This window comes from Acinetobacter sp. SWBY1 (assembly GCF_002946595.1).
GTDB lineage: Bacteria > Pseudomonadota > Gammaproteobacteria > Pseudomonadales > Moraxellaceae > Acinetobacter > Acinetobacter towneri.
Genome location: NZ_CP026616.1, coordinates 2525046 through 2540821 on the forward strand (window position 1 = coordinate 2525046; position 15776 = coordinate 2540821).

Below are 15776 nucleotides of genomic sequence, written 5' to 3' on the forward strand. Positions count from 1 at the left end.
GAGCGCACAGCGATTAGTGCTGTGCATCTGCTGCGGCATCATTTTCCGCAATTAATGCTTCCTGGCGCGCTTTACGTTCTGCACGCGCTTCGGCACTTAAACGCTGTTGCTCACTGTCCCAGCCTTCATAGGCTTCAACAATTTTCTGAACCAGCTGGTGACGCACGACATCACGAGAATGGAAACGAGTAATATGAATTTCAGGGATTTTATCAATCACACGTAAGGCATGTGCCAGACCAGACTGCTGACCACGTGGTAAATCCACCTGAGTCACATCACCGGTAATCACTGCACGTGAACCAAACCCTAAACGGGTCAGGAACATCTTCATCTGTTCAGGCGTGGTGTTCTGGGCTTCATCCAAAATCACAAAAGAGTGGTTGAGGGTACGACCACGCATATACGCCAGTGGTGCAACTTCAATCACTTGACGTTCAATCAGCTTAGCAACTTTTTCAAAGCCGAGCATTTCATACAGGGCATCATAAAGGGGACGCAAATACGGGTCAATTTTCTGGGTTAAATCACCCGGTAAGAAGCCCAGTTTTTCACCCGCTTCAACCGCAGGGCGCACCAATAGAATCCGTTGGATTTCATTACGTTCCAACATATCTACGGCAGCGGCAACAGCCAAATAGGTTTTACCCGTACCTGCAGGGCCAATACCAAATGAAATATCACTTTGCAAAATACGTTGCACATAACGCTTTTGGTTGGCACCGCGTGGATTAATTCGCCCTTTGCGGGTTTGCAACCAAACAGCATCCAATCCAGTATGCTCTTGCCCATCATCTGACTGTAATTCACGGTCAGTCTGACTGCCCTGAATCATCATGTGGAGCGTGTCTGCACTAATTTGTGCAGAGCTTTCCGCTTCTTCATGCAGGCGTTGCAAGAGCGTTTCGGCTCGCTCCACTGCATCAATTTCCCCATCTATAAAAAAGGCGTCACCACGATGAGAAATTTGGACGTCTAGACGTTGTTCGATTTGTTTCAAATGTCCGTTATAAGCACCGAGCATGCTTTTTAGACGTTCCATTGAAATGCCAGGAAAAGTTACTGTACGTCGAATCGCTGCAGTCAAGAGAATTCCTTAATCTGTTATTGGACTTTAGCTCCTACATTACGCCACGTCAGGCTCAAGATTCAAGAGTTCACCGTAAACTAAATTCAAAGTTTTAATCTCGGTAATCTCAATCTCCGCAAAGCGTCCGACCCAAGCTGGGTCACCAATAAATGTTACTAAACGTGTATTGTCTGCTGTGCCGACCAAAATGTTTGGATCTTTGTCAGAAACATTTTCAATCAGGACACGTTGCACCGTACCCAGCATGGCATCGGTCTTATCAATACTTGATTGTTTGATCCATTGTTGAACTTTGGCTAAACGTTCTTTTTTCACATCTTCAGGTGTGGTGTCTTCAAGTTCAGATGCAGGCGTACCTGGACGTTTTGAATAGATGAAACTGTACGAGTGGTCAAAATCCATATCTTGAATAAACTGATAAGTTTCTTCAAAGTTTTGATCGGTTTCACCAGGGAAGCCAATAATAAAATCGCTAGATAAATGCATATCTGGGCGCACTTTACGTAATTTGGCAATCTTGTCGATATACACATCAATGGTGTGGTTACGTTTCATGGCTTGTAGCACATCGTTCGAGCCACTTTGTACAGGCAAGTGTAAATGCGACACCATTTGCGGTAAATCACGGTAGCATTGAATTAAATCATCATTAAATTCAAGTGGGTGCGACGTGGTGTAACGAATACGACCAATGCCAGGCACTTCGGCAACCAAACGCAGTAAATCGGCAAAAGTACAAATTTTACCGTCAAAAGTTTCACCGCGATAGCCATTTACGTTTTGACCGAGCAAGCTAATTTCACGCACGCCTTTTTCGGCCAAAGTCGCAATTTCAGCTAAGACATCATCTAAAGGACGTGAAACTTCTTCACCGCGCGTGTAAGGCACTACGCAGAAAGAACAGTATTTTGAACAGCCTTCCATAATCGACACAAAAGCTTTAAACCCTTCAACACGCGGTTCAGGTAAAAAGTCGAATTTTTCGATGTCTGGGAAAGAAATATCCACCAGTTTGATTTTTTCTTTCTTTGGTTTTTCGACCTGATCGTGGTGTTGATCAAGCATTTGTGGCAAACGGTGCAAGGTTTGTGGACCAAAAATCATATCCACATATGGGGCACGCTTTTGAATGTTGTCGCCTTCCTGAGAAGCGACGCAACCGCCTACGCCAATCACCAAATCAGGATTTTTTTCTTTCAGCTTACGCCAGCGACCTAATTCAGAAAACACCTTTTCCTGCGCTTTTTCACGAATCGAACAGGTGTTCATGAGCAGAATATCGGCATCAGCAGGGTTGCTGGTCAGTACATAGCCGTGAGAATCGCCTAAAAGATCTGCCATACGGTGACTGTCATACTCATTCATCTGACACCCTTGCGTTTCGATATACAGTTTTTTGACTGAACCGTCGGCTGGGGTGTGCTGTGGCTGGGTAACAGTGTTTTCTGAGGCAGCTTGGGCACCATTGGGGATGAAGGTTTGAACCGTCATGTAGGCTCCTAAGAGATAGTTCACTAAATCGTTTATAAAAATAAACGTCATTAGACAAAAGAAAGGCGCATATTTTAGCAGGAATTCACGCTAAACTGACAGCCTTAAATCAGCACAACAGCTGATTGAAATATGAAGAAATTTGTTTGAACATGAGTTGTAAGATTAATAGTGTCTAATCAGAAGGTTACATAACAGAACACAACTGCGGTTCTAGACTAATTAAACTAAACCTAAAGATGAGATGCGGACCTCGAGGCGGAAGTAAATGACCGAAAGCAAGCGAATGCTGCAAATGATGAAACAAAATAATAATTTAGCTAAAAAGCTTGCTTTGAGCCTTGTTTCGTTTGCAGTCATGGCAAGTACGCATGCGGCAAATGAACAGTTCAATGATGCGTTACGTGCCGCCAATTCAGGTGATGTCGATTTATTGCAGCAGTATCAATACGCCATGCAAAATGATGTTTTGGGCTACTATCCTGAATACTGGGCATTGAACACCAATTTGGGCATGCAACCTGCCAGTGCAATTGTTCAGTTTGCACAGCGCCATCCACAATCAGCGATGGCAGAAAAACTCGCAGCCGATTACATCGAAGAAAAAGTTAAACAGGCCGATTTTAGCAGTGCACAACCTGTGCTTGCCTATGTGAGTAATGCCGATCAGGCCGAAAGCTGTGCCATGGCACAAGTTCGTACCCGTTCGGGTGATCCTCTGGTGGTCGCGGAATTTAAAGATGTATGGCTGAATACCAGTACACAACCTGAATCTTGTACAGGTTTGGGGCGGATGATGCTGTCGAGTCCGTTAATGACTCAGCAAGATAAGCAGCAACGCTTATGGGCACAATTGCGTGCAGGGCAGTCAGGACTCGCTTTAGCGACTGCGCAAAGTTTAGGTATGAATATCAGTTTGGCACAATTGAACAGCATTCAAGCCAATCCACTGAATTATTTGTGGTCTGCGCCTAAAGCAAGCAACGAAGACCATGCCTATCTTATTTATGCGATCGGACGTTTAGCCGATAGCGATTTAGACTCGGCACTTTCTTCACTAAAACGTAGTGTAGAAGGTACGCCAGAAGAGGTACAAAAAGCCTTGTATCGTGCAGTGGGATATATTGGCGGCACTACAGTCATGAAAAACAATTTTAAACGTGAAGTGTTAAGTGCCTTAGACGCCAGTTATGGCTTACCTTTTAGTCCCGAAGAAGCAGAAATTTATGCCCGTCAGGCGATTCGTTTTGGCGCATGGGAAAGTGTGATTCGTGCTGTAGACAGCATGAGCGTGACTCAAAAACAGGAAGATCGTTGGCAATATTGGTTGGCGCGTGCTTCAGAACAACGCAATGATGCAGCATCAAAACGTAGTGCACAAAATATTTATAAAAAACTGGCACAGGGTGATGATTATCACAACTTGTTGGCGAAAGATCGTCTTGGGCAAACTTACAACACAATTCCTGCGAATACACAACCAAGTACTCATGACTTACAGCGTTTGAATCAGGATATTCACTTTAACCGTGCCTTTGCCTTGCGTGAAATTAATGCACCTGCCAATTATGTTAACCGTGAATGGAACTGGGCGGTACGTCAGGCGTATTTAAGACAGGATGATGGTTTGATTTTAGCAGCGGCTAAGCGTGCGACCGATATGGGTTGGTATGATCGTGCCATTTATGCAGCAGATCGTACTGTGAATAAGCACAACTATAGTTATCGTTATGCCATGCCATATCGTAATTATGTGGTAAGCCACAGTCAAAATGCAGGTATTGACCCCGCTTGGGCTTATGGATTGATGCGTCAGGAAAGCCGTTTTAATACCACTGCGCGTTCACATGTCGGCGCAGGTGGATTGATGCAAATCATGCCCGATACGGCACGTCTGGTTGCACGACAAATGGGTGAAACTTATAATCCTGCCGCGCTGAGTGATATGAATACCAATATTCGTTATGGCACATTTTATTTGTCGACGATTCACAGACAATTAAGCAATAGTCCAGTGCTTGCTACAGCGGGATATAACGCAGGGCCGAACCGTGCACGTCGTTGGCAGCCCGAGTTTCAAGCGATTGCTGCAGACCAATATACCGAGAGTATTCCATTGTTAGAAACACGTGACTATGTCAAGCATGTCATGACCAATGCCACACATTATGGTGTGTTGTTGGGGCAGGGTGGACAATCGATGAGTAGTCGTATGCAACATATTCCATCGCGGAATACACCTTAAGGCAAATATATAAGTGATACAGCTTGATGATCGTGTTGGTAGTTAGATCTGTAGATTATTGGGCGCGTAAATAGCAAGGGGGCTCAAGCATTGAAAGTGTGGATGAGTGTAACTTCACAGCCAATTCAAGTGACATTGCTCAGCTTGAGCGGTGCAGCTTTGGTTTTATGTACGCAAAATGCATTTTCTGCTACTGTACAAGGTTATGTGATGTCTGTGCAAATGACGCCTGCCGTGTGTTTAATTGATTCGAGTAAAAGCAAAAAGCGTAAATGTTTAGAAGGCTACTCACTGAATATTGAAGGCTTATATCCTGAAGTTGCTGCGCGTGAGTGCAGCACTCAGTCATCGGCGAAGTTGCCGCCTTTACAAGCTAAAGTGGTGGCGCGAGTCATGCCTGATGAAGCTGCACGGATACAATTGTGGCAAGGTATTGGCGGCTGTGTGCCCATGAATGCCAGTCAGTATTTTCGCATGATTATTAATAATGCAGATCGGATGAACGTGCCTTCGGTATTGACAGGCCAAGACACGCAGACGGTGCAATTGTCACAACTACGGAGTTTGTTTCTCAAGTCCAATTCAGGTATGTCATCAAAAAGCGTGCATTTTCAGTGCTCTAACCATCAAGGTAAAAGTTATTTAACTGAAATCAAAATTTGTTATAACACCGCAGGACGCTATAAGCAGTGCGGTGCAGCGATTGAATCAAATTGCCCGAATCAGTTTGTCATTAAAGGTTCTTACTAGTTTGCTAGGTGACTGTAATTTCTGAATTTTAACCTTTTTGAGAAATTTTATTCATATTTTCTATCAGACTTTTGTGGAATTTGATGCGCTTTTGCATGCATCCGCTGAATGATTGGAGTACAATCTTTCGCGTTTATGATTATTAAGATTAGATAGAACAGCTATTTAATCGCATTGACTATCCTCTCAATTGGAGATAATTACATGAAGCAACCTGTTCGCGTTGCCGTTACTGGCGCTGCTGGTCAAATTGGTTACAGCCTATTATTCCGTATCGCTAGCGGTGAAATGTTGGGTAAAGACCAACCAGTTATCCTTCAATTATTAGAAGTTCCTTTTGAGAAAGCTCAAGCTGCGCTTAAAGGCGTAATGATGGAACTTGACGACTGTGCTTTCCCATTATTGGCTGGCATGATCGGTACTGATGATCCTAAAGTGGCATTTAAAGATGCTGACTACGCGTTATTGGTTGGTTCTCGTCCACGTGGTCCTGGTATGGAGCGTGCTGACCTTCTTAAAGTAAACGGTGAAATCTTTATTGGTCAAGGTCAAGCACTTAACGAAGTTGCTAGCCGTGATGTTAAAGTTCTAGTTGTTGGTAACCCAGCGAACACGAATGCTTACATCGCAATGAAATCTGCTCCAGATCTTCCAGCGAAAAACTTCACAGCAATGTTACGTCTTGACCACAACCGCGCGTTAACTCAACTTGCTCAAAAAGCTGGCGTTGCTGTTTCTGACATCAAAACAATGACAGTTTGGGGTAACCACTCTCCAACAATGTATGCTGACTACCGTTTTGCAACTGCAAATGGAGAAAGCTTAAAAGACAAAATCAACGATGCTGAATGGAACAAAGACGTATTCCTTCCTACAGTTGGTAAGCGTGGCGCTGCGATCATCGAAGCACGTGGTTTATCTTCTGCTGCATCTGCTGCAAACGCTGCAATTGACCACATGCGTGATTGGGCGCTTGGCACAAACGGCGAATGGGTAACTATGGGTATTCCTTCTGACGGTTCTTACGGTATTCCTGAAGGCGTAATGTTCGGTTTCCCTGTAACTTGCGAAAATGGCGAATACAAAATCGTTCAAGGTCTTGAAATCGACGAGTTCAGCCGTGAGCGTATCAACTTCACGTTAAACGAACTTGAAGAAGAACGCGCAGCAATTGCTGACATGCTTAAATAATTTAATCTTCTAGATTAAATTAAAAACTCGATTAAGAGTTAGGCCAGTCAATTTTATTGACTGGCCTTTTTATTTTTTATGCTCATATTTCTTATAAAAATAAGATCAGTAAATCAAATTAACTTATATTTGTTATCAGATGTAAGAATGAATTATCTGCGATAAAATAAGCAGTCAGCCCTACAGCGTAGGGGAAATTGCGTAGAATACGCGGGTTTCCTTTTTCAAATTCTCTCTTCCATGTCTGTTATTGTTGCTGCTTCCCAAAGATCGAATGTTTCGGTTTGGGGGGCTTTTATCTTATTAATTGTGGCTACCTTGGGTGCCTATCAAATTGTTGGTCTGAATCAAGCGCTGTTATTTTTGATTGGCGGTGCTTTGGGGATGACGTTGTATCACGCCTCTTTTGGTTTTACTTCTAGCTGGCGCGTATTTATTAAAGAAGGGCGCGGGCGTGGGTTACGTGCCCAAATGATTATGTTGGGTTTGGCGGTATTGCTATTTTTTCCTGCCTTAGGCGCAGGTGAATTATTTGGAAATCCTGTCAAAGGTAATGTAAATCCTGTTTCCATGTCAGTCATGATTGGTGCCTTTATTTTTGGTATTGGTATGCAATTGGGTGGCGGTTGTGCTTCAGGTGCTTTGTACACCGTTGGCGGTGGTAGTGCCCGCATGTTGGTGACCTTATTCTTCTTTTGCTTAGGTTCGTTGATTGCAACATCACATTTGGATTGGTGGTTTAACCTGCCACATTTAGCACCCATATCTATTGTGGAAAGCTTTGGGGTGATTCCTGCGCTGCTGTTGAGTTTCATTATTTTTGCGTTAATTGCAGCCGTGACAGTATGGGTTGAAAAGAAACGCCATGGCAGTTTAGAGGCAGAGCCACAAAGTCAGCAGCACGGCTGGAAGCGTTTCTTGAAAGGCCCTTGGCCGTTGATTTGGGGCGGCATTATTTTAACCCTGCTTAACTTTGCTACCTTGGCCTTGGCAGGTCGTCCGTGGGGTGTAACCTCTGCGCTTGCAGTTTGGGCAGCAAAAGTGGCGACCTTTGCAGGAATGGATGTGAGTGCTTGGGATTACTGGCAACAACCTGGTAATGCTAAAGCTCTGGCCAATTCACTTTGGCATGACATTACCTCGATGATGAATTTTGGCATTATGTTGGGTGCATTGCTTGCTGCAAGTTTGGCTGGAAAATTTGCCCCGAACTTTAATATTCCACGCCGTTCACTGGTTGCGGCTGTTATAGGTGGCTTATTACTTGGTTATGGTGCACGTTTGGCCTACGGTTGTAACATTGGCGCATACTTTAGCGGAATTGCTTCGGGCAGTGTGCATGGTTGGTTATGGCTAGTATTTGCATTTATGGGGAATGCCATTGGTGTGAAATTGCGCCCAATCTTCTTTCCAAATGAAAAGCCACAGCCTGAAAAACTAACAGGTTGCTAACTTTTAATTTAAGTAGATGAAAGCCAGTCGGTTTACATTGACTGGCTTTTTTGTTGCCTGTCATCGTGTTAAGAATATTGAGTGGGATGCTTTAGGTATATCGCATCGTACAAAAAATAACATGCTGCAACTCGGCTGCTGCTGAATTGCGGCTCGAAGCAGGTTAAGGTCATTAAAAGTACAAGACGAATCAAAGGAGGATGCCATGTTTGACCAACAACCGACTTTAGAACTGTTATTTCAACAATTGGGTCTAGATGCTGACGATGCAGCAATTGATCAATTTATTCGTGAGCATCAATTACCTGCAGAAACCAAATTACACTGTGCCGAGTTTTGGACGGAAGGGCAGCGCCAATTTTTGCAAAGCCATTGGAAAAAAGATGATGATTGGGCCATTGTGATTGAAACCTTAAATGAGCAATTACATAGTGATCAACATCCGAGTGTTTAATCGGTATTTAAGTTAAAAGTTTTTAAGTTAAATCAAATACTTTTCATCTAAAAAGCGCCAGTAAACTGCGTGCTCACAAAAAGATACAACAAACCCAGTCGGAAGACTGGGTTTTTTATACAAAGTGTTATAAGTTGGTTGAATAAGGAATTACAACGAAACTAATAAAAGGGGGCAAGGTGCTCATGCAAAATACTCCATCATTAGCCATGTTATTCAGCCAACTCGGTTTAGCCAGCAGCCCTGCAGCCATTGAACTGTATGTACGTACGCATCAATTACCTGCACATATTAATTTACATGAAGCGCCGTTTTGGAATAAATCACAACGTGAATTTTTAATCAGTCATTTGGTACAAGACGATGATTGGGCCATTTGGATTGATGAACTCAATCAACAATTGCATTTAGATGCTTATCGTTTACAAGCTGTTTAGGTTTAAGTCATCGTCATATTTAATATGTTTTCATTAAAAACGCCTCAGAACGAGGCGTTTTTTTAATGCATTCTGCTTTTGAGAATTTGTTTAAACCAGACTTCGGTTTGATAGGCGTTAAAGGCAGGGTGAATTTGTAAGAGTTCCAAATCAAATTCGGCAGTTTTACTGTACTTGCCTAACCAGTGGCGACACAGTGCACTTTCATTTTTACTGGCGCTGGCATAAGCCAAGAAAAAGAAAATATCTCCATGTGCATAATGAGTCATGGCTTTTAAAATTTGTTGGGTAATTAAGGCGTATTTTGCATCGCGGGTCAGCTCAAAATACATCATATAGGCTTTGGCCAAATGCAAAGACAAATTGATATATAACGTCACTGGCATTTCTTCAAATTCAACCCGACCTTGTTCTAATAGCACAATGGCTTCTTGCAAAAAGTAAATCTGTTCTTGGCGTAACTCGCTCAAACTCACCAATTGTAAGCGTAAATCGGCACGTTCTAATGCCAATTCAGGCGTATTACCTTGTAAAAAAAGTTGGTCGGTTTCCCCAATACGTTGAATAAGCTGTTGAGTCGAGTTGCGCATGGGTGAATTCCTGATAGCAATATTTGCTCTACATCGGGGCAAATTTACAGTTTTAAAGCCAATAGTCTGAAAAATGCGGTCTGTTTTTACCAAAGTTGATTGCCGCTGCGTAGCCATGCGGTAATGGAAAGACGTTGCTGTGTCGCAGGCAAAACTTCGTGCAATAAATCACTTTGGAAAATTGCAATCCGATTTGGGCGTGGTTCTATAATTTGCCATGCTCCATGTTTGTCTTGTAAACGTAGTTGTCCACCCCAATCTGTCTGCCATTCAGGGTGTAAATAATAGACAGCAGAAATCACCCGATCATTTTTTTGTTGTGGGTTATCGCGGTGCAAGGCATAAAAAGAACCTGCTTGGTAGCTGGCAAAATGCGCTTCGACCTCACGAATCCCTAAATAAAATGCCTGATTGAATTGTTCGGCCAAAGTCAAAAGAGTTTGGGTATGTTGTTGTGCAATGCTTAAATTTTCGTGAATCCATAAAATATGATCACTGCGAATTTTGCTGACCACACCATTTTGAATGGCTGCTTCACGAAATTGATCTAAATTTTGACTACACTCTGCGAGAACTTGTTGTTGATATTCAGGTGAATAGGCATCATCCAACATGGCAAAACCATGCAAATCTAAATCTTCAAGAATTTGATCAATATTCCAAGATTTTGGAAGCAGTGTGGCGTCCATAAAATAGATACTCAGACAAAATGCAAGACAAGCTGATTATTTTAGAGGAATACAAGCTCCTGAATGAAACTTTTTTTCATGCTAAAATGTCGGTTGATTTTAGGAATGAACCAAACATGAATTATCGTCACCATTTCCATGCGGGCAACTTTGCCGATGTCATGAAGCATGTTTTATTGCTGCAAATTCTGACACGTTTAAATGCCAAAGATAAACCTTATCGCTATGTCGATACACATGGCGGTGCGGGTAAATATGACTTATCTTTAGCACCTGCACAAAAATCGGGCGAATTTTTAAATGGTATTCATCGTTTAGTGAAACTAGATGATTCAATCAAACGTCAGGCACCAGAAGGCGTACAGCAGTATTTAAAACTGGTTGAAGCAATGCGTGAAACGGATGGGCAAGGTGCATATCCCGGTTCGCCATGGTTTGCTTTACAAGGTATGCGTGACATCGACAAAGCAACTATTTTTGAAATGCAGCGCGATGTATTCCAGCAATTGCGTCATAACATTCGTGACAAACGCGCAGGTTTACATGAGCGTGATGCTTACGAAGGTTTATTGGGCGTCATTCCACCAAAAGAAAAACGCGGTTTGGTGATGATTGATCCACCGTATGAATTGGAACGTAAAGATTTCCCTCAGTTGGTTGAATTATTGGCAGCTGCACATAAAAAATGGCCAACAGGCGTATTTGCGGTGTGGTATCCAATTAAAGACCGCGCCATGATTGAACGTTTTGAAAAGAAAATGTTTAAAACAGGTATTCGCCGTCAACTCATTTGTGAAATTTGTGTGTGGCCTGACGATACTCCTGTGGGCTTAAACGGTTGTGGTTTATTGGTGATTAATCCACCATGGAAATTCTCTGAAGATGCAGATGAAGCCCTGCAATGGTTGTTCCCGCACTTGCGTATGCAAGAACATGGTGGACATGCTGCAGTGCGTTGGTTAGTTGGCGAATAAAAAATTTAAATAGACGTTCAGGTTACAGTTAGGACACAAAATAATGACAAACACATCCAAACCCGAAGGAGAATATAGTTCCCGTGATCTTGAGCATGACGGAATTACATTTGAAGTGGTGGAAGAAGAACATACCCGTGAAGGGCAAAAGGTGAAACGTCGTGGTATCTATCTGTGGCCAAACCTGATTACCACGGCAGCCTTGCTGTCGGGTTTTTACTCCATTATTGCCAGTATGAATGGCGAATTTAGCCAAGCGATTTATGCCATTTTTCTAGCAGCATTGTTTGATGGTTTAGATGGTCGTGTGGCACGTGCGATTGGTGCGCAAAGTCCATTTGGCGAACAGTTTGATTCATTATCCGATATGCTCGCCTTTGGTGTTGCACCTGCGATTTTGATGTATAGCTGGAGTTTGCATGATTTAGGTCGTATCGGCTTGGCGGCTTGCTTTGTTTATACGGCTTGTGCCGCATTCCGTTTGGCGCGTTTTAATGTGCAAATTGGTGTGGTCGATAAACGCTACTTTATTGGTGTTGCAAGTCCTTTGGCTGCGCTGATTATCGTGTCGCTGGTTTGGGTAGGACGGGATTTTCCTGAACTGTATGATATTCGTGAAATTGGTCTACAAATCCTCAATGCTGTGATTATTATTGCAGTAGGATTGTTGATGATTTCCAATATTAAATATTATTCATTTAAAACCTTTGACCGTAAGCGTGTGCCGTTTTTTGTATTGCCAATCGCAGTATTTATCCTTGCAGCCATGACTTATAATATTCCTGTTGGAATTTTAGTGATTTCAATTATTTATGCACTTTCAGGTTTTGTGACCACTTGTATGGCAAGAAAAAATGCAGTGAGTTAATTAAGCTTTCATAAAAGCATCAACTCACAAGGAGTTTGATATGCAGCTGTTTCAAGATTTTCTCGATCGTTCCAAACAACTCAATCAAACTCCTGCGGCAACCGCCAAACTGCCTTATCACGCCCCAAAACATCATTATAAATTTATCTATCAGGGCTTAATTCTTCCTAATTTGCCTGCACCCTTACATTATCTCAACTTTATTGGTTTATTGGGCAGCCTAAATACCGCAATGCTGCGCCCTGAAAATGTGATTACAACCTCAGCTTTAGACACAGCCAGTATTCTTTGTAGTAGCAGCCCACACATGGTGGGGCAGTCCAATCATTATTCAATACAACATGATTGCGTATTTACTGCAGAGTATTTTCAGTTTGCCAATAAAGAGCGCATTACTGGACACTTTCCGCAATTTCATATTCAACGTGAAGATAGCGAACTTAGCTTTGATTTAAAGATCACCACAAGCTCTACAATTTCATATTTCACTAAATTGCGAATGAATTTGGCAGAACATTGGTCTTTGTTGTGTCAGTGTCAGGGTAGTGTGCGCTATAAAGATCAGCATTTTCAGATTGAGCAATTGGGTAGTTTTGAGTTTGCCCGCTCAATCCAGTTTCCTTATTTCGCTGTGGCATTTTTTTGCTATCAAGTGATTAATCTGAATCATCAGCAACAAATGATATTGCTACAAAGTCGTGATGTGTTGAATCGAATTTTGCAATCTCGAATCTATCTGCGAAATGCGAACACGGAGCAAACTCGGGTATTTGATGGGCAAGTACAATTTAATATTCAACGGGTTTATCCAAAAGTAAAAACGCCAACAGGTCAGTGTATGTATTTGCCACGTGAGTTTGAATGGCGTTATCAAGATGAAGATGGCACCTCAATTCATTTACAGGCGCAGAGTCGTGGTGATTTTAAATTTGGGGCTGCAGCAGGTTATGTCGGAAGTTTTCAATATCAGTTGGCTATAAATGGAGATCAACAACAAGGAGAAGGAGGCTATTGTGAATATATCGACTGCCGCGCACTGAAATGGCAGGAACATGATCAGCCAGAAAAAATGCCAGATGTAGTTATGAATCCTGAACCTTTTATGATCAAGAAAAAGAAATAAACAGTATTTTGTGGAAAAGTGAAGTATTTTGCTGAATAATTAACCATTCGGACTAAAAAACTTATAAAACTTAAAAAGAGGGGTTGCAAGGCGAAATATTTGCCCTATAATGCACATCCATCGGCGGTGATGCGGATTAAAACTTCTGATAAAACAATGACTTGGTTAAGAGTGATTGAGTTGGGTTTTAGAAAGAAAGTTTAAAATAATTTAAATTACCAGTTGACACTTTAGAAATAAAGCGTAATATAGCCGACCTAGCTTGATGCTGACGAAGCATCGAGAAGATCATTAAGAGATTATGAAGAACAACTTGTGTGGATTTTTACTGATTGATTGATCGAAGATATTTCATTGATTGATTGGTTTAAATTACTCGAAGTTTATTTGAGCGAAATTTAAGTCAGAAAATTGATGAGCCAGATTTGGAAGTTTAGATTAAAACTTCAAAATGATTTTAACTGAAGAGTTTGATCATGGCTCAGATTGAACGCTGGCGGCAGGCTTAACACATGCAAGTCGAGCGGGCGAGGTTGCTTCGGTAACTGAGCTAGCGGCGGACGGGTGAGTAATGCTTAGGAATCTGCCTATTAGTGGGGGACAACATTCCGAAAGGGATGCTAATACCGCATACGTCCTACGGGAGAAAGCAGGGGCTCTTTATGACCTTGCGCTAATAGATGAGCCTAAGTCGGATTAGCTAGTTGGTGGGGTAAAGGCCTACCAAGGCGACGATCTGTAGCGGGTCTGAGAGGATGATCCGCCACACTGGGACTGAGACACGGCCCAGACTCCTACGGGAGGCAGCAGTGGGGAATATTGGACAATGGGGGGAACCCTGATCCAGCCATGCCGCGTGTGTGAAGAAGGCCTTTTGGTTGTAAAGCACTTTAAGTGGGGAGGAGGCTTACCTGGTTAATACCTGGGCTAAGTGGACGTTACCCACAGAATAAGCACCGGCTAACTCTGTGCCAGCAGCCGCGGTAATACAGAGGGTGCGAGCGTTAATCGGATTTACTGGGCGTAAAGCGCGCGTAGGTGGTTAATTAAGTCAAATGTGAAATCCCCGAGCTTAACTTGGGAATTGCATTCGATACTGGTTAGCTAGAGTATGGGAGAGGATGGTAGAATTCCAGGTGTAGCGGTGAAATGCGTAGAGATCTGGAGGAATACCGATGGCGAAGGCAGCCATCTGGCCTAATACTGACACTGAGGTGCGAAAGCATGGGGAGCAAACAGGATTAGATACCCTGGTAGTCCATGCCGTAAACGATGTCTACTAGCCGTTGGGGGATTTGATCCTTTAGTGGCGCAGCTAACGCGATAAGTAGACCGCCTGGGGAGTACGGTCGCAAGACTAAAACTCAAATGAATTGACGGGGGCCCGCACAAGCGGTGGAGCATGTGGTTTAATTCGATGCAACGCGAAGAACCTTACCTGGCCTTGACATAGTAGAAACTTTCCAGAGATGGAAAGGTGCCTTCGGGAATCTACATACAGGTGCTGCATGGCTGTCGTCAGCTCGTGTCGTGAGATGTTGGGTTAAGTCCCGCAACGAGCGCAACCCTTTTCCTTACTTGCCAGCATTTCGGATGGGAACTTTAAGGATACTGCCAGTGACAAACTGGAGGAAGGCGGGGACGACGTCAAGTCATCATGGCCCTTACGGCCAGGGCTACACACGTGCTACAATGGTCGGTACAAAGGGTTGCTACACAGCGATGTGATGCTAATCTCAAAAAGCCGATCGTAGTCCGGATCGCAGTCTGCAACTCGACTGCGTGAAGTCGGAATCGCTAGTAATCGCGGATCAGAATGCCGCGGTGAATACGTTCCCGGGCCTTGTACACACCGCCCGTCACACCATGGGAGTTTGTTGCACCAGAAGTAGGTAGTCTAACCGCAAGGAGGACGCTTACCACGGTGTGGCCGATGACTGGGGTGAAGTCGTAACAAGGTAGCCGTAGGGGAACCTGCGGCTGGATCACCTCCTTAACGAAAGATTGACGATTGGTAAGAATCCACAACAAGTTGTTCTTCATGACGATGTATCTGAGGGTCTGTAGCTCAGTTGGTTAGAGCACACGCTTGATAAGCGTGGGGTCACAAGTTCAAGTCTTGTCAGACCCACCACTACTGACGAAGCAATTATGCAGAAGAAGATACATCGAATCACAGATGATAAGCTGGGGACTTAGCTTAGTTGGTAGAGCGCCTGCTTTGCACGCAGGAGGTCAGGAGTTCGACTCTCCTAGTCTCCACCACGTACTTTTTAAGTACGGGATAAGCTAAAGATTACAGAATTTAGTAAATAGGTTAAATCGTAAAGATTTAATGATTTATTAAATTCTGTGATTTATCACAGTGAACTACTCGCTGACGAGGCGGTAGGAAATCATTAACAGATTGGCAAAAATTGAG

At 43.2% G+C, this 15776-nt stretch carries 13 protein-coding genes, 2 tRNA genes and 1 rRNA gene; 12 read left to right on the top strand and 4 right to left on the bottom strand.

Features of this window, described 5'->3' with window-relative positions; genetic code table 11:
- Positions 1–13: 13 nt before the first annotated feature.
- The gene (locus C3Y93_RS12125; RefSeq protein WP_004976193.1) at positions 14–1087 is read right to left on the bottom strand and encodes a PhoH family protein; all 1074 of its coding nucleotides are present in this window, start codon (positions 1085–1087) and stop codon (positions 14–16) included.
- Between the two features lie 39 nt (positions 1088–1126).
- On the bottom strand, positions 1127–2581 hold the full coding sequence (miaB, locus tag C3Y93_RS12130; RefSeq protein WP_004976194.1) for a tRNA (N6-isopentenyl adenosine(37)-C2)-methylthiotransferase MiaB: 1455 nt from the start codon (positions 2579–2581) through the stop codon (positions 1127–1129).
- 358 nt (positions 2582–2939) lie between these two features.
- Between miaB and C3Y93_RS12135 the strand changes: the two genes are divergently transcribed.
- From C3Y93_RS12135 to C3Y93_RS12160, 6 genes are all read left to right on the top strand, one after another.
- The gene (locus C3Y93_RS12135; RefSeq protein WP_171287426.1) at positions 2940–4826 is read left to right on the top strand and encodes a lytic transglycosylase domain-containing protein; all 1887 of its coding nucleotides are present in this window, start codon (positions 2940–2942) and stop codon (positions 4824–4826) included.
- A gap of 102 nt (positions 4827–4928) precedes the next feature.
- Positions 4929–5576 carry a ribonuclease T2 family protein gene (locus C3Y93_RS12140; RefSeq protein ID WP_104853044.1) on the top strand — a complete coding sequence of 216 codons (648 nt, stop codon included), beginning with the start codon at positions 4929–4931 and terminating at the stop codon, positions 5574–5576.
- A 204-nt stretch (positions 5577–5780) separates the two neighbouring features.
- Positions 5781–6767: a malate dehydrogenase gene (locus tag C3Y93_RS12145; protein WP_104853045.1), complete on the top strand. Its 987-nt coding sequence runs from the start codon at positions 5781–5783 to the stop codon at positions 6765–6767.
- A 240-nt stretch (positions 6768–7007) separates the two neighbouring features.
- Entirely contained in the window at positions 7008–8219 is a 1212-nt protein-coding gene (locus tag C3Y93_RS12150; protein ID WP_104853046.1) for a YeeE/YedE family protein, read from the top strand.
- A 205-nt stretch (positions 8220–8424) separates the two neighbouring features.
- The gene (locus tag C3Y93_RS12155) at positions 8425–8673 is read left to right on the top strand and encodes a DUF2789 family protein (RefSeq protein ID WP_096901745.1); all 249 of its coding nucleotides are present in this window, start codon (positions 8425–8427) and stop codon (positions 8671–8673) included.
- A 179-nt stretch (positions 8674–8852) separates the two neighbouring features.
- Positions 8853–9110, top strand: a complete 258-nt coding sequence (locus tag C3Y93_RS12160) for a DUF2789 family protein (RefSeq protein ID WP_026438086.1) — start codon at positions 8853–8855, stop codon at positions 9108–9110.
- Between the two features lie 62 nt (positions 9111–9172).
- On the opposite strand, the gene C3Y93_RS12165 is transcribed toward C3Y93_RS12160, so the two are convergent.
- A complete protein-coding gene (locus C3Y93_RS12165; protein ID WP_019836939.1) occupies positions 9173–9700 on the bottom strand; it encodes a hypothetical protein in 528 nt (175 codons plus the stop codon).
- An 86-nt stretch (positions 9701–9786) separates the two neighbouring features.
- Positions 9787–10389, bottom strand: a complete 603-nt coding sequence (locus C3Y93_RS12170; protein ID WP_104853047.1) for a 2OG-Fe(II) oxygenase — start codon at positions 10387–10389, stop codon at positions 9787–9789.
- A 116-nt stretch (positions 10390–10505) separates the two neighbouring features.
- Here C3Y93_RS12170 and C3Y93_RS12175 point away from each other — a divergent pair, with 116 nt between their 5' ends.
- The 6 genes from C3Y93_RS12175 to C3Y93_RS12200 all read left to right on the top strand — a co-directional run bounded on the left by C3Y93_RS12175 (position 10506) and on the right by C3Y93_RS12200 (position 15619).
- Entirely contained in the window at positions 10506–11363 is an 858-nt protein-coding gene (locus C3Y93_RS12175) for a 23S rRNA (adenine(2030)-N(6))-methyltransferase RlmJ (RefSeq protein WP_026438537.1), read from the top strand.
- 43 nt (positions 11364–11406) lie between these two features.
- The gene (pssA, locus tag C3Y93_RS12180) at positions 11407–12231 is read left to right on the top strand and encodes a CDP-diacylglycerol--serine O-phosphatidyltransferase (protein WP_104853048.1); all 825 of its coding nucleotides are present in this window, start codon (positions 11407–11409) and stop codon (positions 12229–12231) included.
- Positions 12232–12271: 40 nt separating this feature from the next.
- The gene (locus tag C3Y93_RS12185; RefSeq protein ID WP_104853049.1) at positions 12272–13354 is read left to right on the top strand and encodes a DUF6670 family protein; all 1083 of its coding nucleotides are present in this window, start codon (positions 12272–12274) and stop codon (positions 13352–13354) included.
- 458 nt (positions 13355–13812) lie between these two features.
- Positions 13813–15350, top strand: a 16S ribosomal RNA gene (locus C3Y93_RS12190).
- A gap of 61 nt (positions 15351–15411) precedes the next feature.
- Positions 15412–15488 (top strand) — tRNA-Ile (locus tag C3Y93_RS12195).
- Between the two features lie 55 nt (positions 15489–15543).
- A tRNA-Ala gene (locus C3Y93_RS12200) sits at positions 15544–15619 on the top strand.
- The last annotated feature ends 157 nt before the right edge of the window (positions 15620–15776 follow it).

What these genes read in the sequence shown, in the direction of transcription:
- miaB (WP_004976194.1), bottom strand. Translation starts at nt 2,581, where the DNA reads ATGACGGTTCAAACCTTCATCCCCAATGGTGCCCAAGCTGCCTCAGAA.
- C3Y93_RS12135 (WP_171287426.1), top strand. Translation starts at nt 2,940, where the DNA reads ATGGCAAGTACGCATGCGGCAAATGAACAGTTCAATGATGCGTTACGT.
- C3Y93_RS12140 (WP_104853044.1), top strand. Translation starts at nt 4,929, where the DNA reads ATGAGTGTAACTTCACAGCCAATTCAAGTGACATTGCTCAGCTTGAGC.
- C3Y93_RS12145 (WP_104853045.1), top strand. Translation starts at nt 5,781, where the DNA reads ATGAAGCAACCTGTTCGCGTTGCCGTTACTGGCGCTGCTGGTCAAATT.
- C3Y93_RS12150 (WP_104853046.1), top strand. Translation starts at nt 7,008, where the DNA reads ATGTCTGTTATTGTTGCTGCTTCCCAAAGATCGAATGTTTCGGTTTGG.
- C3Y93_RS12155 (WP_096901745.1), top strand. Translation starts at nt 8,425, where the DNA reads ATGTTTGACCAACAACCGACTTTAGAACTGTTATTTCAACAATTGGGT.
- C3Y93_RS12165 (WP_019836939.1), bottom strand. Translation starts at nt 9,700, where the DNA reads ATGCGCAACTCGACTCAACAGCTTATTCAACGTATTGGGGAAACCGAC.
- C3Y93_RS12170 (WP_104853047.1), bottom strand. Translation starts at nt 10,389, where the DNA reads ATGGACGCCACACTGCTTCCAAAATCTTGGAATATTGATCAAATTCTT.
- C3Y93_RS12175 (WP_026438537.1), top strand. Translation starts at nt 10,506, where the DNA reads ATGAATTATCGTCACCATTTCCATGCGGGCAACTTTGCCGATGTCATG.
- pssA (WP_104853048.1), top strand. Translation starts at nt 11,407, where the DNA reads ATGACAAACACATCCAAACCCGAAGGAGAATATAGTTCCCGTGATCTT.
- C3Y93_RS12185 (WP_104853049.1), top strand. Translation starts at nt 12,272, where the DNA reads ATGCAGCTGTTTCAAGATTTTCTCGATCGTTCCAAACAACTCAATCAA.